The organism is Klebsiella sp. CSG-1 (genome assembly GCF_056521145.1).
In genome coordinates this window covers 439,637-461,517 of the sequence record NZ_JBWNLD010000001.1, presented here as the reverse complement: position 1 = coordinate 461,517, position 21,881 = coordinate 439,637, and the positions used below count along the sequence as shown (strand labels likewise).

At 56.6% G+C, this 21,881-nt stretch carries 17 protein-coding genes; 4 read left to right on the top strand and 13 right to left on the bottom strand.

Annotated elements, in window-relative coordinates; translation table 11 throughout:
* Positions 1-269 precede the first annotated feature (269 nt).
* The 3 genes from betA to betI are packed head-to-tail and all read right to left on the bottom strand — an operon-like array spanning position 270 to position 4,038.
* Positions 270-1,946, bottom strand: coding sequence for a choline dehydrogenase (gene betA, locus AC007G_RS02230; protein ID WP_032696442.1), 1,677 nt, complete (start codon positions 1,944-1,946; stop codon positions 270-272).
* A 14-nt stretch (positions 1,947-1,960) separates the two neighbouring features.
* Positions 1,961-3,433, bottom strand: coding sequence for a betaine-aldehyde dehydrogenase (gene betB / locus AC007G_RS02225; RefSeq protein WP_064793146.1), 1,473 nt, complete (start codon positions 3,431-3,433; stop codon positions 1,961-1,963).
* Positions 3,434-3,444: 11 nt separating this feature from the next.
* Positions 3,445-4,038, bottom strand: coding sequence for a transcriptional regulator BetI (gene betI, locus AC007G_RS02220; protein WP_032688981.1), 594 nt, complete (start codon positions 4,036-4,038; stop codon positions 3,445-3,447).
* Positions 4,039-4,166: 128 nt separating this feature from the next.
* Between betI and AC007G_RS02215 the strand changes: the two genes are divergently transcribed.
* The gene (locus AC007G_RS02215) at positions 4,167-6,200 is read left to right on the top strand and encodes a choline transporter (RefSeq protein ID WP_032688979.1); all 2,034 of its coding nucleotides are present in this window, start codon (positions 4,167-4,169) and stop codon (positions 6,198-6,200) included.
* 75 nt (positions 6,201-6,275) lie between these two features.
* Here the strand turns inward: AC007G_RS02215 and AC007G_RS02210 are convergent, their stop codons facing one another.
* From AC007G_RS02210 to AC007G_RS02175, 8 genes are all read right to left on the bottom strand, one after another.
* A complete protein-coding gene (locus AC007G_RS02210) occupies positions 6,276-7,061 on the bottom strand; it encodes an SDR family oxidoreductase (protein WP_032688977.1) in 786 nt (261 codons plus the stop codon).
* Between the two features lie 35 nt (positions 7,062-7,096).
* A complete protein-coding gene (locus AC007G_RS02205) occupies positions 7,097-7,894 on the bottom strand; it encodes an SDR family oxidoreductase (RefSeq protein WP_032696439.1) in 798 nt (265 codons plus the stop codon).
* Positions 7,895-7,958: 64 nt separating this feature from the next.
* Positions 7,959-9,026 carry an ABC transporter permease gene (locus AC007G_RS02200; protein WP_032688974.1) on the bottom strand — a complete coding sequence of 356 codons (1,068 nt, stop codon included), beginning with the start codon at positions 9,024-9,026 and terminating at the stop codon, positions 7,959-7,961.
* A gap of 17 nt (positions 9,027-9,043) precedes the next feature.
* Positions 9,044-10,588, bottom strand: a complete 1,545-nt coding sequence (locus AC007G_RS02195; RefSeq protein WP_004859306.1) for a sugar ABC transporter ATP-binding protein — start codon at positions 10,586-10,588, stop codon at positions 9,044-9,046.
* 1 nt (position 10,589) lies between these two features.
* Positions 10,590-11,210: a DUF2291 family protein gene (locus AC007G_RS02190; RefSeq protein WP_046852967.1), complete on the bottom strand. Its 621-nt coding sequence runs from the start codon at positions 11,208-11,210 to the stop codon at positions 10,590-10,592.
* Between the two features lie 43 nt (positions 11,211-11,253).
* Positions 11,254-12,189 carry a D-ribose ABC transporter substrate-binding protein gene (locus AC007G_RS02185; protein ID WP_032688971.1) on the bottom strand — a complete coding sequence of 312 codons (936 nt, stop codon included), beginning with the start codon at positions 12,187-12,189 and terminating at the stop codon, positions 11,254-11,256.
* A gap of 134 nt (positions 12,190-12,323) precedes the next feature.
* Positions 12,324-13,844 (bottom strand): FGGY family carbohydrate kinase, encoded by a 1,521-nt coding sequence (locus tag AC007G_RS02180; protein ID WP_032688969.1) that lies wholly within the window; start codon positions 13,842-13,844, stop codon positions 12,324-12,326.
* 363 nt (positions 13,845-14,207) lie between these two features.
* Positions 14,208-15,158, bottom strand: coding sequence for a sugar-binding transcriptional regulator (locus AC007G_RS02175; RefSeq protein ID WP_032688967.1), 951 nt, complete (start codon positions 15,156-15,158; stop codon positions 14,208-14,210).
* A gap of 365 nt (positions 15,159-15,523) precedes the next feature.
* On the opposite strand from AC007G_RS02175, the gene AC007G_RS02170 reads away from it, so the two are divergent.
* Positions 15,524-16,354 (top strand): transketolase, encoded by an 831-nt coding sequence (locus AC007G_RS02170; protein ID WP_032688965.1) that lies wholly within the window; start codon positions 15,524-15,526, stop codon positions 16,352-16,354.
* Entirely contained in the window at positions 16,347-17,282 is a 936-nt protein-coding gene (locus tag AC007G_RS02165; RefSeq protein WP_032688963.1) for a transketolase family protein, read from the top strand. Before AC007G_RS02170 ends, AC007G_RS02165 begins: the two co-directional genes overlap by 8 nt.
* A gap of 52 nt (positions 17,283-17,334) precedes the next feature.
* Here AC007G_RS02165 and entD read toward each other — a convergent pair whose 3' ends face one another.
* Both entD and AC007G_RS02155 read right to left on the bottom strand, forming a co-directional pair.
* Complete coding sequence (gene entD / locus AC007G_RS02160) at positions 17,335-17,967, bottom strand: enterobactin synthase subunit EntD (protein WP_032688961.1); 633 nt, start codon at positions 17,965-17,967, stop codon at positions 17,335-17,337.
* Positions 17,968-18,084: 117 nt separating this feature from the next.
* A complete protein-coding gene (locus AC007G_RS02155) occupies positions 18,085-20,325 on the bottom strand; it encodes a TonB-dependent siderophore receptor (protein ID WP_032700598.1) in 2,241 nt (746 codons plus the stop codon).
* Between the two features lie 218 nt (positions 20,326-20,543).
* Here AC007G_RS02155 and fes point away from each other — a divergent pair, with 218 nt between their 5' ends.
* A complete protein-coding gene (gene fes, locus AC007G_RS02150) occupies positions 20,544-21,788 on the top strand; it encodes an enterochelin esterase (protein WP_223849391.1) in 1,245 nt (414 codons plus the stop codon).
* The last annotated feature ends 93 nt before the right edge of the window (positions 21,789-21,881 follow it).

Genomic DNA, 21,881 nt, shown 5'->3' with positions numbered 1-21,881 from the left:
GACACTAGCCAGAGCAGGCTTGCTATCGGACCTTATATTTGTGGTGCTCCGGGATTTGCCCGGCGGCGCTTCGCTTGCGCGGGCCTACGGGACTGATGTCGGTTTGCAGAGCGGGCCTACGGGACTGATGTCGGTTTGCAAACCGGGTTCTACGGGATAGCTTCCGGTTTGCAGAGCGGGTTCTATGGGGCAGACTCGCTGTCGTAGGCCGGGCAAGGCGTCAGCCGCCGCCCGGCAGAGATGTCAGAACGCGAGCCAGAGCAGGCTTGCTATCCAGCAGCCTGACGACGCACCGGCGCGCCGTTGGCCACATAATAGCGCGCCGTGCTGCGCGGCAGCGGCTGGCGGCCGCGAATGGCATCGGCTATTTTCTCGCCAATCATGATGGTGGTGGCGTTGAGGTTGCCGGTGATGATCTGCGGCATAATTGACGCATCCACCACCCGCAGACCTTCCAGACCGTGCACCCGGCCTTCGCCATCCACTACTGCCATCTCGTCGTCGCCCATTTTACAGGTGCCGCACGGGTGGAAAGCGGTCTCGGCGTGATTACGCACGAACTCATCCAGCTCGGCATCGCTCTGGCAGTCAAGGCCGGGGCTGATTTCGCGTCCGCGATATTTATCCAGCGCCGGCTGGTTCATGATGTCGCGAGTGATGCGTATCGCATCGCGAAACTCCTGCCAGTCCTGCTCGCTGGACATATAGTTGAACAGAATCGCCGGATGCTCGTGCGGGTCGCGTGATTTCAGGCGCACGTGGCCGCGGCTGGGCGAACGCATGGAGCCCACGTGGCACTGGAAGCCGTGCTCTTTCACCGCATTCGAACCGTTGTAGTTAATCGCCACCGGCAGGAAGTGGTACTGAATATTTGGCCAGGCGAACTCTTCCCGGCTGCGGATAAACCCGCCGGCTTCAAACTGGTTGCTGGCGCCGATACCGGTGCCGCCGAACAGCCATTCGGCACCGATTTTCGGCTGATTCCACCACTGCAGCGCCGGATAGAGCGATACCGGCTCTTTGCATTCATACTGCAGATACATCTCGAGATGGTCCTGCAGGTTTTCGCCGACGCCGGGCAGGGCGTGAACCAGCGGGATATCAAACTGGCGTAGCAGATCCGGGTTGCCGACACCGGAACGTTGCAGGATCTGCGGCGAAGCGATGGCTCCCGCGCACAGCAGTACTTCTTTACTGGCCGTCGCTTTTGACGGCGCGGTGCTGTCGCCCTCCAGCCATTCGACCCCAACCGCGCGCTTACCGGCAAAAATAATATGGTCGGTCAGCGCATGGGTGCGAATCGTCAGATTTGGGCGCCCGCGGGCCTGGTCAAGATAGCCGCGGGCGGTGCTGGCCCGGCGCCCCTGGGGAGTGACGGTACGATCCATCGGCCCGAACCCTTCCTGCTGATAGCCATTCAGGTCCTCGGTGCGCGGATAGCCGGCCTGCACACCCGCTTCCACCATCGCATGGAACAGCGGATTATTATTCTGCTTCGGCGTGGCGACGCTCACCGGGCCATCGCCGCCGTGATAGTCATTCGCGCCGATGTCGCGGGTTTCCGCTTTACGGTAGTAGGGCAGGCAGTCGAGATAGCTCCAGCTCTCCAGGCCTGGCGCGGTGGCCCAGTTGTCGAGGTCCATTGCATTACCGCGGATGTAGCACATGCCGTTAATCAGCGACGAGCCGCCGAGACCTTTGCCGCGGCCGCACTCCATGCGGCGGTTATTCATATACGGCTCAGGTTCGGTCTCGTAGGCCCAGTTATAGCGTCGGCCCTGTAATGGAAAAGCCAGCGCGGCGGGCATCTGGGTGCGGAAATCAAAACGATAATCCGGGCCGCCGGCTTCCAGCAGCAGGACGGTGGTGTGCGGATCTTCCGTCAGTCGTGTCGCCAGTACGTTGCCGGCAGAGCCGGCGCCAATAATGATGTAGTCAAATTGCAAACATGACCTCCTGGTTAAAATATGGAGTGAAACTGAGCCATCTCAACCTGGATGGATTTTACCTGGGTGTAGCTCTGGAGCGTCATCACGCCGTTTTCGCGGCCGATACCGGAGTGCTTATAGCCGCCGACCGGCATCTCCGCCGGGGATTCGCCCCAGCTGTTGATCCAGCAGATCCCGGCTTCAAGCTGATGAATCACGCGGTGGGCGCGATTTAAGTCTGGGGTGACCACGCCTGCCGCCAGACCGTATTCGGTGGCGTTGGCGCGGCGAATCACTTCCGCCTCGTCTTCATAGGTCAGAATCGACATCACCGGGCCAAAGATCTCTTCGCGCACGATGGTCATCTCGTCATGGCAGTCGCTAAAGACGGTCGGGGCCACCCACGCGCCGCTGGCGAAGGCGTCACCTTGCAGCACCCCGCCGCCGCACAGCAGACGCGCGCCTTCCTGCTTACCGCTCTCGATATAGCGCAGGACGTTGTCGCGGTGCGGGAAGCTCACCAGCGGGCCGAAGTTGGTCGTTTCATCAAACAGGTCGCCGGGACGAATTCGCGCCACGCGGGCGAGGATTTTCTCTTCGAACGCCGCTTTCGCGCGCGCCGGGATAAACACCCGGGTGCCGTTGGTGCAGACCTGGCCGGAGCTGTAGAAGTTGGCCATCATCGCGATATCGGCGGCGAGGTCGAGGTCGGCATCGTCGCAGACGATCAGCGGCGACTTGCCGCCCAGCTCCATGGTGACTTCCTTCAGCGACGAAGCGGCGGAGTTAGCCATCACTTTTTTGCCGCTGGCGACGCCGCCGGTGAACGAGACTTTGGCGATATCCGGGTGTTCAGTCAGATACCGTCCGGTTTCGGCGCCGATCCCCGGCAGGACGTTAAAGACGCCGTCCGGCAGGCCGGCTTCGCGGTAGATCTCCGCCAGTTTGAGGGCGGTCAGCGGGGTCACTTCGCTTGGCTTAAAAATCATCGCGTTTCCGGCGGCCAGCGCCGGCGCTGATTTCCACAGCGCGATCTGGATCGGGTAGTTCCACGCGCCGATCCCGGCAACCACGCCGAGCGGTTCGCGGCGGGTATAGATGAATGAACTGTCGCGCAGCGGGATCTGGCTGCCTTCCAGCGCCGGGATCAGGCCGGCGTAATACTCCAGCACGTCGGCGCCGGTAACGATATCGACAGCGGAAGTTTCGCTCAGCGGTTTACCGGTATCCAGCGTCTCCAGACGCGCCAGCTCGTCGTTACGCTGGCGCAGAATATCCACCGCTTTACGCAGGATCCGCGAACGCGCCATGGCGCTCATCGCCGCCCACACCTTTTGCCCCTGTTGGGCGCTTTTTACCGCCCGGTCGACGTCTTCGCGACCCGCGGCCTGGACTGTCGCCAGCACTTCCCCGGTGGCAGGGTTGAGGGTCTCGAAGGTTTTCCCGCTGGTGGCAGGGACGTAACCACCGTGGATATAAAGCTGCTGTTCGGCCATTCGGGACATGGTTTCCTCCATTATTGAGAAGTCGGTGGCAGATACTGGCTGATGAAATGGTCGGCGAGCGTTTCGGCGCGGGCTTTGTCGAGCGGTTTACCGCTCAGCGCCGCGCGTAGCCACAGTCCGTCGATTAAGGCGGCGAGGCCATAACCGGCCTCCTGCGCCTGCTGGCGCGGCAGCTCGCGCTGAAATTCATAGACGATGTTCGACAGCAGACGCCGGCTGCTGACCTGCTGCAGGCGATAGAGCATCGGTTGATGCATGCTGCTGGCCCAGAAGGCAAGCCAGGCTTTCATCGCCGCGCTGCTTATCTGGCTGTCATCGAAATTACCCGCCACGATGGCCCGCAGCCGCCGTTCGGCGCTGGCGCCCGGCAGCGCGTGCAAACGGCTCAGTACCGCCAGCCGCAGCTGGCCGGTGATATCGCGCATCGTCGCTTCCAGCAGACCGTTCTTATCCTTGAAATAGTGACTAATGATGCCGGTCGATACGCCCGCCCGTCGGGCAATTTGCGCGATGGTGGCATCGTGCATTCCCACCGCGTTTATCGCCTCGAGGGTCGCGTCAATGAGCTGCCGCTGGCGTATCGGTTGCATCCCCAGTTTGGGCATTTCGTTGGTTCCATTCATCAGATTTGTTTATCTATTAAAGCGGTTTTTGATTGGACGTTCAATATAAAATGTGTCTTAATTGTTGCGGTTTTGGATTTTAATAGTTACAAAAACAGTGGGGATACTGGATGACAGACCTTTCGCCGAGCAGAGAAAAGGACAAAATCAATCCGGTGGTTTTTTATACTTCCGCCGGACTGATTTTGTTGTTTTCCCTGATGACTATCTTCTTCAGCGATTTTTCAGCGGCCTGGATTGGCCGTACCCTGAACTGGGTTTCGACGACTTTTGGCTGGTATTATTTGCTGGCGGCCACGCTGTATATCGTGTTTGTGGTCTGCATTGCCTGCTCGCGCTTCGGTTCGGTGAAGCTCGGGCCTGAGCACTCCAAACCGGAGTTCAGCATGCTGAGCTGGGCGGCGATGCTGTTTGCCGCCGGTATCGGTATCGACCTGATGTTCTTCTCGGTCGCCGAACCGGTCACCCAGTATATGCAGCCGCCGGAAGGGGCCGGGCAGACCATGGAGGCCGCGCGCCAGTCGATGGTCTGGACCTTGTTCCACTACGGGCTGACCGGCTGGTCGATGTATGCTCTGATGGGCATGGCGCTGGGATACTTTAGCTATCGTTATAATTTGCCGCTCACCATACGTTCCGCCCTCTATCCCATCTTCGGTAAAAAAATCGATGGTCCAATTGGCCATAGCGTCGATATCGCGGCGGTGGTCGGGACAATTTTTGGGATTGCCACCACGCTGGGGATCGGGGTCGTGCAGCTTAATTATGGCCTGAACGTGCTGTTTGATATTCCGGATTCGCTGGGGGCGAAAGCGGCGCTGATTGTCCTGTCGGTGATTATCGCCACGATTTCGGTGACCTCCGGGGTCGATAAAGGGATTCGTATTCTCTCCGAGCTGAACGTGGTGCTGGCGCTGGGGCTGATTCTGTTCATCTTGTTTATGGGCGATACCGAGTTTCTGATGAACGCGCTGGTGCTGAACGTTGGCGACTACGTGAACCGCTTTATGGGCATGACCCTCAACAGCTTCGCTTTCGATCGCCCGGTCGAGTGGATGAACAACTGGACGCTGTTTTTCTGGGCCTGGTGGGTGGCCTGGTCACCGTTCGTGGGGCTGTTCCTGGCGCGTATCTCGCGCGGGCGCACCATTCGTCAGTTTGTGCTGGGGACGCTGATTATTCCGTTTACCTTCACCTTACTCTGGCTGTCGGTGTTCGGTAACAGCGCGCTGTACGAGATTATTCATGGCAATGTCGCCTTTGCCGAAGAGGCGATGGCCCATCCGGAGCGCGGCTTCTATAATCTGCTGGCGCAGTACCCGGCCTTTACCTTCAGCGCCTCGGTCGCCACCATCACCGGGTTACTGTTCTATGTGACCTCCGCTGACTCAGGGGCGCTGGTGCTGGGGAACTTCACCTCGAAACTCAAAGATATCAACAGCGATGCGCCGAACTGGCTACGGATCTTCTGGTCGGTCGCTATCGGTCTGCTGACCATCGGAATGCTGATGACCAACGGGATTTCGGCGCTGCAGAACACCACGGTGATCATGGGGCTGCCGTTTAGCTTCGTGATCTTTTTTGTGATGGCGGGGTTGTATAAATCATTGAAGGTCGAAGACTATCGCCGCGAGAGCGCCAGTCGCGATACCGCCCCGCGCCCGCTCGGCGTGCAGGATCGGTTGAGCTGGAAGAAGCGTCTGTCGCGGTTGATGAACTATCCGGGAACCCGCTATACGCGCCAGATGATGGAGACGGTGTGCTACCCGGCGATGGAGGAGGTGGCGCAGGAGCTTAAATTGCGCGGCGCCTATGTGGATCTGAAAAGTTTACCGCCGGAAGAGGGGGATAATCTGGGCCATCTCGAACTGCTGGTGCATATGGGCGATGAACAGAATTTTGTCTATCAGATCTGGCCGCAGCAGTATTCGATTCCGGGCTTCACCTACCGGGCGCGCAGCGGTAAATCAACCTACTATCGTCTGGAGACCTTCCTGCTGGAGGGCAGCCAGGGCAATGACCTGATGGACTACAGCAAGGAGCAGGTGATCACCGATATTCTCGATCAGTACGAGCGTCACCTGAACTTTATTCACCTGCACCGGGAAGCGCCGGGGAACAGCGTGATGTTTCCGGGGATGTAGGGAGCAGAAGGCTGAATGAGTAAAAAGGCGCCCCGTGGGCGCCTTTTTTCGAACGAACGTCGCCATACGCTCCGCTTACCAGCAGATAAATCCGCCATCAACGACCAAATCAACGCCGGTACAAAATGAGGCGGCGTCGCTGGCGAGAAACAGAGCCGGTCCCGCCATCTCTTCAACTTTTGCCATGCGCTGAATGGGCGTCTGGTTTTCAAACTCGCGGGTCTGATGGACCATTTCAGGACGGGTATTCATCGGCGTTGCGGTGTAACCCGGGCTAATTGAGTTGACGCGAATCCCTTTGCCGACCCACTCCATGGCAAGGCTTTTAGAGAGATGAATCACGCCGGCTTTGGCGCTGTTGTAATGCGCCTGTTCCAGCCCGCGGTTAACGATAATTCCGGACATCGAGGCAATATTAATAATCGAGCCGCCGCCGGATTCCAGCATCAGTTCCGCTTCCGCTTTACAGGAATTCCACACGCCGGTGAGGTTGATATCAATAACCCGCTGCCACTGTTCCGTCTCCATCTCCAGCGCCGGGTTGGCGTTGGCGATACCGGCGGCATTGACGGCGATATCGAGACGACCGAAGCGGCTTTTGGCCAGCGCGACGCCGGCGCGAAGATCGCTTAGCTGGCGCACATCCCCGGTGTAAAAGCAGGCTTCGCCGCCTATCGCTTCAATATGACTCACGGTTTCGGCCAGTCCCCCGTCTTCGCGCAAATCAAAACCGACGACGCGCGCGCCCGCGCTGGCGAGCCCGTAGGCGATCATCTGGCCAATACCACTGCCCGCGCCGGTGACAAAGGCAACGCGGTCCTGCAGGTTAAACAACTGTTGAGCAAAATCTTTTGCGATCATAGTGATTACTCTTGTGGTCAAAACCCTGGCGGGCATTAAGACATAATTAAGCCGCCGTCGATGTTAATCGTCTGTCCGGTGAGATAGCGCGCATCGTCAGAGGCGAGAAAGGCCACCAGCCCGGCAACATCTTCCGGTTTTCCTGCCCGTTTCATCGGTATTCCTTCTACCCATTCCGCCATCAGCTCGCCTTTGCCATAGCGCTTTTGTTCACTGCTGAGGATTTCGCCCCACACCCGGTCGTTGTAGTCCCACATTTCACTTTCGATAATCCCGGGGCAGAAGGCGTTGACGGTGATGTTCCACGGTGCCAGCTCATGAGCCAGGCTTTGCGTAATGCCGATAACGCCCATTTTGCTGGCGGCGTAATGCGGGGTGTAGATAAAGCCCTGGCGCCCCTGGCCCGACGAGGTATTGATCAAACTTCCGTAGTTCTGTTTGACCATATATTTGGCCGCTTCGCGACAGCACAGCCAGACGCCGGTTGTATTCACGGCCAGCACTTTTTCGAAATCGGCTTTTGGCATGCGATCGAAATAATCGATGGTGATCACGCCGGCGTTTTGAATTGAAACATCAATGGTGCCGAAGCGGGCTGCGGCCTGTTGGTACAGGGACTGGACCTGGGCTTCATCGGTGACATCAATCTCCAGCGACAGAATATCGGCCTGATAACGCTGGCGTAAGGTTTCTGCGGTTTCATGGACGCGCGGTGCATTAGAGACCATCACCAGCCTGGCGCCATCGCGGGCAAAGCGTTCGGCGATGCCGGCGCCAATACCCCGGCAGGCTCCGGTAATGACGATGGTTTTATTGTCAAAATTTCTGTGCATACTTTTTTCCCTTTAGCGAAGCCGGGCGGTGACGCCCGGCGGAAGAATCGGTGCTATGCGTGAATTAACGGGATGCCGCGCCGCTGGGATGAACCGTCGCCAGCTTTTCTTCATGGCGGCGCATGAGAATGACCTTGTTCTGTAGTTTCTGCTGGAACTGATCGACGACGACGGCGGTGACAATGACCACGCCTTTAATCACCATCTGCCAGAAATCGCTGACCCCCATCATCACCATGCCGTCGGCGAGGAAGACGATCACGAAGGCGCCAATAATCGAACCGGTCACCCGGCCCCGGCCGCCCGCCAGCGCAGTCCCGCCGAGAACGGTGGCGCCGATCGCATCCATTTCGAACATGTTGCCGGTCATCGGGTGCGCGGTTTGCAGCTGTGAGGCGACTATCAGCCCGACGAACGCGGCGCAGAGGCCGGAGAAGGCATAAACAAAGATTTTGGCCTTAACAATCGGGACGCCGGCCAGACGGGCCGCGGATTCGTTGCCTCCGATGGCGTAGATATAGCGGCCCAGCGGGGTTTTCGTGGTCAGCCAGTATCCCAGTAGCAGAAAAGCGATCATCAACCAGATCGGCAGATAAATTCCCAGGACGGTACCGGAGCCGAGGGTGGAGAAACCGGTGTTGCCCAGCGCTTCCATGCCGTTGAGATTGGGGTAAGTGCTGCCGTCGTTAAACAGCAGGGCAGAACCGCGGGCGACGTACATCATTCCGAGGGTACAAATAAAGGGCGCCACGCCAAAACGGGTAATCACGGCGCCATTAACCAGCCCTACCAATACGCCAAAGACAGCCACGCACAAGATAACTTCCGGTACGTTGAAGAAGATGACGCTACCGTTCCATAAGGGCAGGCCATTGGTTAGCAGGGCACCGGCCACCATGCCGCAAATCCCGGCCACGGCACCGACTGAAAGGTCAATTCCCCCGGTCAGAATGACCAGCGTCATCCCGATGGCCAGCAGGCCGGTAATGGCCACATGCTGGGTCATGATCAGCAGATTTGAGGTAGTCAGGAAATTCGGTACCATCACGCTGAAAAACGCAACAACCAGCAGCAGAGCGATAAACGTTCTGGCCTTCAGCAGGTACATATAGATCATATATTTCTGGTTCATGATGGATTCCAGCCTGATTAATCTTGAGGTGTTGAAGCCGCGATTAATTTTTCGCGGGTGACCGCATGACGCGGTAGGTCGGCGGTAATACGGCCATCGGCCATCACCAAAATACGATCTGCCAGAGCCATGACTTCATCCAGCTCTGAGGAGGAGAACATCACGGCCAGCCCCTGTTGCGCCATTTTGCCAATCAGGTGATACACGTCCGTTTTGGCACCCACGTCGATGCCGCGCGTGGGTTCATCGAGGAAAACGACCTGCGGCTGCGTCATTAACGCCTTCCCCAGCACCACTTTTTGTTGGTTGCCGCCGCTCAGAGAGGTGATGGGAAGCTCGGGATCGCTCACTTTGATGGCAAGCTGCTGAATCATCTCTTTAACGCTGGCATGCTCTTTATGCGGATTCAGCCATTGCCAGGCGCGGCGAAACCCCTGAAGACTGAAATCGGAGAGCGTCATATTGGATTGAATGGACATCATCTGCACCACGCCTTCGCCCTGTCGGTCTTCCGGTACCAGCGCCAGCCCTTTTTTGAGTCTGGCCTGAAAAGGGGCCCTGCCGATATTTTCACCGTTGAGATGGATACTGCCATTCTGGCACGGCATCAGGCCGACCAGCCCTTTAAATAGCTCGGTACGCCCGGCGCCCAGCAGGCCGTAAATGCCGATGACTTCCCCTTTACATAAGGTAAAGGTCACATCATTAAGCTTGTAACCGCCGCTATGGTGCAGCGCGGTCAGACCGTCCACCGCCAGCACCGCTTCGCCTTTGGGGGCCGGTTGATAGTCGAAATGCTTTTTCTTATCGCCGACCATCTGTTCAATGATCCAGGGGATACTGGCATCGCTGACGGTCCGTTCGCTGATAAAACGGCCATCGCGGAAAATGGTAATGTGGTCGCCAATTTCCATCAGTTCTTCCAGACGATGAGAGATATAAATGATGGTGACGCCGCGCCGTTTAAGCTGTCCGATAACATTGAACAGGACTTTGACTTCAGACTGGCTGAGGGCGGAGGTGGGCTCATCCATAATCAATACGCGAGTATCTTTGGACAGGGCGCGCGCAATTTCGACCAGCTGCTGATGGCCAATACCCAGTTCGCCAAGCGGGGTATAGGGATCAACATCGAGCTCCAGCCGTTCCAGCAGTGATTTAGCCAGCTCGTATTGGTATTTTTCGTTGATTCTTCCTTTCTGGAAAAACTCATTAGCCATGAAAATATTATCCATGACATTCATATTCGGGAATAAATTCAGCTCCTGGAAAATAATGCTGATACCCTGTTTTTCAGCCTGGTGAGTCGAGTTTAATGAAACGGGAGAACCCTCGAGAATAATTTGTCCGGAGGAAGGAGTTTCGACACCGGCAAGCATTTTCATCATGGTGGATTTGCCCGCACCATTTTCTCCGATCAGAACGTTGACTTTATTTCGATACACCCGATAGTCGACGTTATCTAAGGCGATAACGCCTGGGTAAACGCGAGATAATCCGCGGGTTTCGATAATAACTTCAGCTTCGACTGGTTGGGGAGTGACGATTTCTTGCGCTGACATCTTATTGTCCTCCGGGGTGAATAATTTTCGCTGGTGTAATATCAGGGAAGGTTTGCGGTATATCCCAGGCGGAAAATACGCCATAGACCTCAACCATTTCGCCGGATTTTAGCTGTGCGCTGTGGATCATTTTTACGGCCTGTTCATTAATGGCCCGACCGTATTCACCAAACAGCACCTGGTCGTTAAAGTCTGCATAACTGGCACCGCTATAGCCATCGCGTAGCTGGGTCCCGCGTAGCGTCGGGCCAATTTGCACCACGATAGCGCTGCCGTTTTGCTCCTGTACGGTCATTTTTCCGCTGCGCGAGGTGGCGTCAAGCTTGATGACCTTGCCTTCAACCTTGACGAAGAAAATGCACGGATTTTCTTCCTGAGCGCGATAACCCAATGTTTTGCAAGCGCTGTCGAAATCTTTGGCCGCATGCAGCGCGGTCATTAACGCTTCCGTGGAGCGAGCCTGCGCCACTACCTGCGGCACAATTTTCTCCTGCCACGTCCGATCGATATTCGCCATGTGCGGATTGGGCGGGGATTTAAGATCGGCCAGCTCTTGCTGAGAGACAATGCGGCAGCCTCCCAGTGCGACGATGGCCAATGCCAGCCAGGTTTTTTTATACATGAGACTCTCCTGTGCGCCCCGCAAGGGGCGCAACAACCCGAACTCAGGACTTGATATTGAAGTCCTGAACTTTGTCTGCGTTATCTTTAGTGATCAGGATGCCGCGGAACATGACGCGCTGTTTCGCCGGTTTCACCCCTTTTTGCAGGAAGTTATCGAGGTCGGTCACCCCTTGCGCGGCGATGGACTGGGCCTGCAGCATCACGGTGGCCTGTAGGGTTCCCGCTTTAACCGCATCACGCTCGTCATTGCTGCCGTCGATGCCGACCACCACCACGTCCGTACGGTTCGCTGCTTTTAGCGCGGCGATAGCGCCCAGAGCGACGGGGCCATTACCGCAAATCACCCCTTTAACGTCCGGATGAGCCTGCAGGATGCTGTCCATAATGCGTTTGCCGTCGATTAACGTTCCTTTGGCATCCTGTCTGGCGACGCTGACCATGTCTGGATACTGGTCGATAACCTGATGGAAAGATTTAGAGCGGGTCACGCAGTTATTATCGGCAAGATTGCAGGTGAGCTCTGCGTATTTTCCTTTCTCCGCCATTTTCTCAACAAATACGTTGGCGACTTCCGAACCCGCCTGGAAGTTATTGTGCGTAATTTGCTCAAGTGCCACATCATCGACAGGAATTTCCCTGTTGATTAATACCACGGGAATACCTGCTGTTTTGGCTTTTTCAATGGCGGCGACGCTGGCGGTTGAGTCGGCGTTATCGAGAATAATACCCTGAACTTTTTTACCAATGGCGGTATCAATAAGTTCGTTCTGTTTTTTGACATCTTCGCCATGTGACAGAACCGTCGTTTTATATCCCAGCTGTTTGGCTTTTTCACTGGCGCCTTTGGCTTCAGAGGCGTAATACGGATTATCCAGCGAGTTGACCATAATCATAATGGTGCCTTTTTCTACCGCCTGAGCGGAAAATGAAAAAGCGGTCAGGGTTGCAGCAGTTAACAACGTTAAACGTAATTTCATGACAATGTTCTCTCTATGTTGTTATTGTCGGGTACGGTGAAACAACGCAAGGCCTGAAAATCAGTTGTATGGTCCGGAGCTCTCCTTATGTTGATGATTCAGGTTCGTCGCGCAGCAGGATCCCTGGTGGGGCGTCAGGCGGACGGGGCCGGTTTCCATAATGTTCTGTCCACCGCATGGCGCCATTCCTGCCATCTTTTCTGTAAACGCAGATGGCGCGCCATATCGGGGCGAAATTCGCTGTGTTCGGTTAAGAACGCGCTTAAATCAGTCAGCGTTCCGGGATGAATCGCTTTACGGGCCAGCAGGGCCGCGCCAATTGCCGACAGCTCGGGGACATCGCTGCGCATCACCGGGCAACCCAGCAGATCGGCCTGGTATTGCATCAGCCAATCATTTTTTGTCGGCCCGCCATCGACCATCAGTGCTGTCAGGTGGAAGTCGTCATGCTGGCGCATGGCAACCACCACATCAGCAATCTGATAAGTGATGGATTCCAGCGCGGCGCGAATCAGGTGGGCGCGCTTGACGCCGCGGCTGAGTCCGCAGATAACCCCGCGCGCGCTGTCGTCCCACCAGGGGGCGCCAAGACCGGTCAGCGCGGGGACAAAATAGACGCCCAGCGTGGAATCGACGGAAGCCGGCAGGGTATTGAGCTCGTGGGCCAGTTCGCGCTCGGAGAGCTCGCTTAATCCCGTACTATCAGCCATCCAGGCCACCGCATCGCCGGTATGGGGGATGTTGCCTTCCAGGCCATAGATGATGCTGTCGCCATCGTGCCAGGCGATGGTGGTGGCCAGTGCGGCAATATCGCATTGGGCTGACTTCACCGGCGCCATGACCGACGATCCCGTGCCATAAGTGGCCTTAACGCAGCCCAGTTCACCGAGCGCGTGACCAAACAGCGCGGCATGTGAATCACCGACCATCGCCATCACCGGGATGCCGTCAGGAATGGCGGCCAGACCGCGGGTATAACCGAATAACCCACTGGAGGGTTTAATCTCAGGCAGCGCGGCGCGAGGGATCTGGAACAGCGCCAGCATTTCGTCATCCCATTGACCGGTATGTAAATTAAGTAACTGCGTCCGCGCGGCGTTGGAGTAGTCGCAGCGGAATGCTGCGCCTTGCGTCAGGTTCCACAGCAGCCAGCTATCGATGGTACCGAGGCAAATCTCGCCGCGCTCTGCCATCGCCCGGCCTTCCGGCAGCGACTCCAGCAGCCAGCGCATTTTTGAGGCGGAAAACAGCGGGGCAATCGGTAGCCCGGTGGTGGATTTAATTTGGGATTCTTTACGATCGCGGCGCAGCGCCTCACAGAAACCCGCGCTACGGGTACATTGCCAGGTGATGGCTGCGTTAATCGGTTTGCCGCTCTGACGATACCAGCCGATGGCGGTTTCACGTTGGTTGCTGATGGCTAATGCCGCCACGTTTTCTGCGCCAACGTGGTCGATAGCGTTGGCTATCACCTCCAGTGAGGCCTCGACTAACGCCTCTCCGGATTGCTCTACCCAGCCATCGCGCGGTGTCTGGATAGCTAACGGTTGAGAAAACTTCACAATAACGTTGCCATGGCCGTCAAGCACCACCGCTTTGGCGTTCGTGGTACCTTCATCGAGCGCAATGATGAACTCTTTCTGTGTTGCCAGCATTAGATAGTCTCCTGAGTCACACGTCGTCCTGGCGCGAAGGGAAGGGCGATCATTCCTCGTTATCGCATTGCTGCTTAGCAGGCCATGATGTGACATTTCGTTATCACTTTTTTAATCACTGAATATATATTCGATAGTGATTATTTATTTAATACCTTAGCCAGAAAGTTTCTCTGGGGCCAGAGGGAAAGTTATCAATTGTGCTGGCAATCACACTTATCTGGATCGTGAAATGTGCAGGGGATGCCGAGGGGACATGGCGCTTTAACTATTTATTAAATTGAAATATAAGCATTTATTTGATGTGCCTTTGCGTCTTCCTGAAGGGCGCAAAGGCATGAGAAAAGATGTTTTAGCGGCTGATTACGCGGTGACGAGCAGCCGGGCGGTAGGATAATCGGTGATTAAAATGTCAATATAACCGCCGGAGAGGGCGCCCTTGATGGCGGCGACTTTATCGCTACCGCCGGCCAGCGCGACGACATTGGGGCATTTTTTGACTTTCTCCAGCGCCATGCCGATAACAGGATCTTCATCATCACGTAACACCGCCTGCCCGTTTTTATCGTAGTAGTGCAGGCAAATATCCCCGACTGCTCCGCGCTCCGCCAGCACCTGCAGCATATCTTCGTGGTAATAGTTGCCTGATGTTTTGAGCAACTGCGAAGGTTCGAGAATACCAATCCCGACGATAGCGATATCGACTTCATCAAAACGTGAAATCACATCGGCCACATCCTGGCTGGCAATCAGCCGGTTTTTCTCTTCCACCGAGCCTTCAATGCTTTGCGAAGGTAGCAGCCAGGCTTCACAGTTCAGCCGTTGCGCCAGCGTCTGAGTGAGGATCGTTGCCTGCACATTGCCATTAGGACCCACACCGCCCAGCAGTTGAATCACGCCGCTGGCTTTCAGGTTCTGCGCGTGGACCTCATCAACCATGGCCCGAATGGTCGAGCTCCAGGAGGAGACGCCAATCAGATCTTTTGGCCGTAGCCGCGTTTCAAGATAGTGGGCCGCCGCTGAACCGATGGCGCGTTTAATGGTGTGGTCGCTGGCATCCTCTTCGGTGTCCACCACGATGGCCTGCTTGATGCCGTAGCGATCCTCAATGCCTTTTTCGAGATTCAGGAAAATATTTGAGGGCTGTACGACGCTAATTTTGACCACCCCTTCTTTTTGGCAGCGGGTGATAGCGCGGGAGACAAATGACTGAGAAAGCGAGAGAAGTTGAGCAATGTCGGACTGCTTGCGTCCTTCAAGGTAGTAAAGAGTGGCAATCTTAACTAATAGCCGTTGTTCATCCTGCTTAGCCATATATATCCCCGAAAATCATTAACGTGCAGCCATTATGTTAGAGCCTGTAATCATACGCGAAAAAAAAAGACATTTAAGTGTGATGAGACTCTAACTTTTATCAATCCTCTAAAACAGCTATGGACAAAAACAGAACAGTGGTTGCATAATTGAATAAAGAATCATATATGAATATATATTCATTGTGGTTTCGAATCAACTGAAAAATTATCCAGGCGCAGGTATGCCTGATGGTGAGGAGGCAGAATGTTCCTGAGTCTGGTGCAGCGGCGAAAGCGCTGCGTTGCGCTGCCAGGGGATATCTGGTTTTTTTAGTCCCTTAAGGAATAAATATTCCAAGTTGAAATTAAATTCAGAGGTATTAAATGAATCCCTATAACTACGATGTTCAGGCACTTGAGCGTCAGGCTCGCGCGGTACGCCGCCACATTATCAGATTGAACGCCAACAGCCCTGCCGGCGGTCATACCGGCGCTGACCTGTCGCAGGTGGAGCTCTTAACCGCGCTGTACTTCCGCATTTTGAACGTTGCGCCGGACCGCATTGCCGATGAAGGGCGTGACATCTATATCCAGTCGAAAGGTCATGCGGTGGGCTGCTACTACTGCGTGCTGGCCGAGGCGGGATTCTTCCCGGTCGACTGGCTGAGCACCTATCAGCATGCCAACTCCCACCTGCCTGGCCATCCGGTTCGCCAGAAGACGCCGGGCATCGAGTTGAATACCGGGGCTTTAGGACACGGTTTGCCCGTGGCGGTGGGACTGGCGTTGGCCGCGAAAAAGAACCACAGCGCCCGCCGCGTCTTCCTGATCACCGGCGATGGTGAACTGGCTGAGGGGAGTAACTGGGAGGCCGCACTGGCCGCAGCACATTACGGTCTTGATAATCTGATCATTATTAATGACAAAAACAACCTGCAGCTGGCCGGTCCAACCCGCGAAATCATGAATACCGATCCGCTTGCCGAAAAATGGAAGGCCTTTGGTATGACCGTCACCGAATGTCAGGGAAATAATATGGCCTCGGTTGTCGCGACGCTTGAAGGATTAAAGCAGGAAGGAAAACCCAACGTCATTATTGCGAATACCACGAAAGGCGCCGGCATCTCCTTTATCCAGGGGCGTCCGGAATGGCACCACCGGGTGCCGAAAGGTGAGGAGATTGCGCTGGCGCTGGAGGAACTGAAAGATGAGTAATGCAGAACACCTGGCAAACGTGATGGTTCAGGCGTTTATCGATGCCGTAGAAAATGGAGTTGATCTGGTGCCTGTTGTCGCCGACTCAACATCAACCGCAAAAATAGCGCCGTTTATTAAACAGTTTCCTGACCGGCTGGTTAACGTCGGCATTGCCGAGCAAAGCATGGTCGGGATGGCAGCCGGGCTGGCGCTGGGGGGGAAAGTGGCGGTGACCTGCAATGCCGCGCCATTTTTGATTTCCCGCGCCAATGAACAAATCAAAGTCGATGTCTGTTACAACAACACCAACGTCAAATTATTTGGTCTGAACGCGGGAGCCAGCTATGGCCCGTTGGCGAGCACGCACCACGCGATTGATGACCTTGCGGTGATGCGGGGATTCGGCAACATTGAGATTTATGCGCCGTCATCGCCACGGGAATGTCGACAGATAATCGACTACGCCCTGCAACATCAGGGGCCGGTTTACATTCGTCTCGACGGCAAAGCGTTGCCGGAGCTGTATGCTGAAAACTATCGCTTTGTCCCCGGAGCCGTAAACACGCTGCGTGAAGGCCACGATCTGGCGCTGGTCGCTACCGGTTCGACGGTGCATGAAATTGTCGAGGCTGCCCAAGCGCTGGCAGAATCAGGTATTCAGGCGCAGGTGGTCAGCGTACCTTCGATTCGCCCTTGCGACACGCCAGCGTTACTGGCCGCGCTGAAGGGATGCAACGCGGTGATTACGGTTGAAGAGCATAATGTGAACGGTGGTCTGGGAAGCCTGGTCGCAGAGGTTATGGCGGAGGCTGGTATCGGTATTCCGCTGAAACGGCTGGGTATTCCTGATGGCGAATATGCGGCGGCGGCGGATCGTGGCTGGATGCGCCAGCACCACGGTTTTGATGCCCAGGCTATTATCGCCCTCGCGAAAACGATGTGTTGAGCCAGCATGGCGTTTCCCCCGTGCGGCTCTGACCGCGCGGGTTCTTCCTTTATTACCGGTGTTGCGTTTGGCAAAGCGTGATGACGCAGGGCTCAACCGCCATCCAATGCACCTGGTACATCTGCTGCTCAGTCCACAAAGTGACGACCTCGCCCTGAATGTCGGTTATCCGAAAGTGCATAAATCCTGTCCCTGACTGTTGCGCGAGAGGCAGGGCCTTAAACCCGCTCTCTTTCGCCGAAAAAGCCAGCGTCAGAGCCAATTCGAAGGGCAGTCCGCTCGCCTTCAGCACCGCGCGTTCGGTCGGGCTGATAATACTGCTCTCCAGCTCCGTCGCCAGCGCGGGGGTGAGAACGTTTTCGATGTCGATACCAACCGGTCGGGCGGCGACGACGGCCAGCGCGCGGGTGTCGCAGTGGCTGATGCTGCCAGACCAGGGGACAGGCCACAGCGGCTGCCGCTGGTCACCTGTTCCGGGAACGCCTTTTACGCCAACAGCTTTCAGGGCGCAGGCCGCCGCGATACGCCCGGCAAGATGTTCCATCTGCCGTTTCCGGCCGCAATTTTCGAGCTGCTGATGGTGGGGGAGCCACAGGATATCGTGAGGCGCAAAGGTGGCCGGGTCGAAATCAATCTGATGCAGCCGATGGCCGGCAAAAAGAAAAGTCGAGTGTGTCGTTTGCATAGGGTCATCCTACGTCAGGATGCAGGCGAGGGGATAGCTTTGTCGTGGTCCTGTCAGGAGGCCAGATAGCCAGGCCGTCCTCCGGGGGAGAGAACGGCCTGGTCTTCAGGCGCGTAATCAGAACTGCGTGTTGACGCTCATATACCAGGTCCGGCCCGATTCGTTATAGGTCTCGGCGCCCGCGCCGTACATATAACCGGTATCGCCGCCGGTGGTCTGGGCATTACCCGCGCGCCAGTGGCGCTTGTCGAAGACGTTATCCACGCCGCCGGTCAGGCTGACGTATTTGGTGACGTCCCAGGTCGCGCTCAGGCCGAGGATGCTGTACGGACTCACCTCGTTCTTCTCGCTGCCGGTTACCGGCTGACCTTTGTAGTTATACTTCTTCGGTTCCTGCTTGCCGTACCAGGTGAAGGTCGACTGCACGGAAACATCCTGGTATATCTGCCAGCTCAGCGTTGAGTTCAGCGTATACTCCGGAATAATCGACAGACGATCGCCGGTCTCTTTGTTCTTACTCTGCAGCATATAGGTGATGTTGTTGGTCCAGTTAACGGTTTCGCTAACCGGGACGTTCAATGTCCCTTCCAGGCCTTCTACCACCGCTTTCGGTACGTTTTCCCACTGGTAAATATCGGTTTTCACTTTACCGGTACCGGTCTGGGAGATCGGCGCATAGCCGGCTTCAATCTTGTTGCGGTAGTCGTTACGGAACCAGGTCACCCCGGCCAGCCAGCCGTCGCGTTTAAACTCAAGGCCGATCTCTTTGTTGATGCTGGTTTCCGCTTTCAGGTCTTCGTTACCCATCATATAGCAACCGGTGCCGGTTGCACTGGCGTAACAGCCCTGGCCTTTACTGTACAGAATGTAGTTCGGGTTGGTCTGGTACAGGCTTGGCGCTTTATAGGCGCGGCCGATGCCCATTTTCAGGGTGAAGTCATCCCCGAGCCCCTGGGACAGGTTAAGCGACGGGCTCCAGTTGTTCCCCACAATGCTGTGGTGGTCAAAGCGCAACGCCGGGGTCAGCATGGTGGAGTCGGTCAGCTCGATGTTGTCTTCGGCAAACAGCGAGAAGATCTCCGCCTGAGAATACGGGCTGCGGCCAGTGCTGGTTGAACCCGGAATGTCGCCGCCCATAAAGGTCTGGGTGTTGGAGGCCAGATCCTTCATCCGCTGCTGGTTCCATTCGGTACCCAGCGTCAGGTTCTGATTGACCCACAGGTCGAACGGAACGCTGACTTCACTGTGCAGCATCACGTCGGACAGGTCGATATCAGAGAATTGATCGCTGCTGAAAATCCCTTCCGTACCCCCGGCCAGGCCTTCGCCTTTACGCGAGTTGCGGGTGTGCTCGTACTGCGCCCAGTTGCTGGTGGTGATGCCGTTATCCCAGCCGCCGTTCCAGGTCACCGAGTAGGTCTGGCGATAGAGACGGTTGGTCTCTTTGCCGTAGTTCTTTTTCACCAGATCGTTAGTATTGGTGTTCTGCGTATCCCCGGCGTACAGGTTGCCCTGGCGGCTGTAGCCCGCCTCAAACTCCAGCGAGTTCATCGGCGCAAAATCCCAGCGCACGACGCCGTTGATATTTTTGTTCTCTACCCCTTCACGGCCGGCCGGTAGCGTATCGGCGTAAATACCGGTACGTTCTGACTGATGGCCCTGGTTGATATCCCAGGCATCGGCCTGGGTTTTATCGAGGTTGCCCAACAGGCGGAAGCTGAAATCGCCGCCCAGCGGGCCGTTCAGACTGAAGTTGGTGCGTTTGGTGGAGCCTTCATCTTTGTGCTCCGGGGCGTTCATGTAGGTGTTCCACGAACCGTGCCACTCGTTATCACCTTTTTTGGTGATGATATTGACCACGCCGCCCGCGGCGCCGTTGCCGTAGCGGACCGCCGCCGGTCCACGAATGACTTCAATGCGCTCAATCAGCTCCGGTGGGACCCAGTTGGTATCGCCGCGGGTATCGCGCTCGCCGCGCCAGCCCAGGCGGATGGAGTTACGGCTGGTGACCGGTTTGCCATCAATCAGGATCAGGGTATTTTCCGGGCCCATGCCGCGGATATCAATCTGGCGGTTATTCCCGCGCTGGCCGCTGGTGGAGTTGCCGGTCAGGTTAACGCCCGGCATGGTGCGGATAATTTCGGAGACATCGCGAGCGGGGGGACGTTTACGAATTTCCTCGGCGGTGATCGTCGATACGCCCGGCGCCTGCAGGTTTTGTTCGGCGGCAGTGACCACCATCGTCTCTTCGGTGGCCGCTTTTTTACTGTCGAGGGTCTCTTCCGCACACAGCGGGAAGGCAACCCCATAAATTCCCAGATTGACCAGCAAGGTCAAGGATTTGATCTTGTTATTCATTTTACGTCCTGCTTTCCGTTGCCGCATGCCCCTGGAACCCCTTCCCACCGGGAGGGGAGGCGGCAGAAATGTGGTCAGTAGAGGGCGAAGGCATTCCATCGCTGACCAAATGGCCCTTTCTGACATGTGTAATTAGAAGTGACTCTTCCCAAAGTGCGGTAATACGCTATTGCAAATGCAAATAGTTATCAATAATATTATCAATAAAAATTACGTTTATTGAGAAAAATCACGGTAAACATAGGGTTAATGACGGAATGTTAATGACAGGAAGTGATGACTGGTGGCAGGGGATCTTCGGTCCGCAGGCCGAGGCCGTTGGCGATAGCTACCGGGTGACCTTCTGGTGGCGGGATCCGGCGGGCAGCGAAGAGACCTCGTTGACGAAGCGGGTGTGGATTTACATCACCGGCGTCACCGACCATCATCAAAATGCCGTACCGCAAACCCTCAAGCGCGTGCCCGGCACCGATGCCTGGCAATGGCAAACCACGCTGTCTCCCGCCTGGCGCGGCAGCTACTGCTTTATTCCCTCCGATCGCGATGACGATTTTGCCCCTGAGATTTTCAACGGCGGCAGCCCGGACCGCACGCTGCTGCGGGAAGGCTGGCGCAGACTGCTGCCGCGGGCGATAGCCGATCCGTTAAACCCACAAAGCTGGAAAGGCGGGCGCGGCCACGCCGTTTCGGCGCTGGAGCTGCCGCTGGCACCGGAACAACCGGGCTGGTCGCTGCGTAATGCGCCTTATCAACCGCCGGTGTGCATTGAATGGCACAGCGCCCGACTGGGTAATACGCGGCGGATATGGGTTTACACCACCGGAGAGGCCGTTGCCGCAGAGCGTCCGCTGGCGGTGCTGCTTGATGGCCAGTTCTGGGCCGAGAGTATGCCGGTTTGGTCCGCACTGGCCGGGCTGACGCGCGAGGCAAAGCTGCCGCCAGCGGTCTACCTGCTGATTGATGTCATCGATAACGAACACCGGAGTCGGGAGCTGCCCTGTAACGCCGATTTCTGGCTGGCGGTGCAGGAAGAACTATTGCCTCGGGTACAGCAAATCGCGCCTTTTAGCGACCGCGCCGATTGTACCGTGGTCGCCGGTCAGAGCTTTGGCGGCCTGGCGGCGATGTTTGCCGCGCTCTACTGGCCGCAGCGCTTTGGCTGCGTGCTGAGCCAGTCTGGCTCCTACTGGTGGCCGCATCGCGGCGGCGCGCAAACCGGCCTGCTGATCGAACGCCTGAGCCAGGGAGTGCTCCGCCCCCACGGGCTGCGAATCTGGCTGGAAGCCGGAGAGCGTGAGCCGCTTATTTTTCGCGCCAATCAGGCGCTTTTAACACAACTACAGCAGACACAGCAGACGATTTTCTGGCGTCAGGTTGACGGCGGGCACGATGCGCTTTGCTGGCGCGGTGGGCTGACGGCTGGGCTCATCCAGCTCTGGCAGCCGTTGAGCCGCGCGCAATAACAAAGTGCGCTTCAGACTCAACATCCTTCCGCATACCCCGAGGCGCTAGCCAGGGCGAAAGCCGACAGGAGGATGGCGAGTAAAGACAGGAGT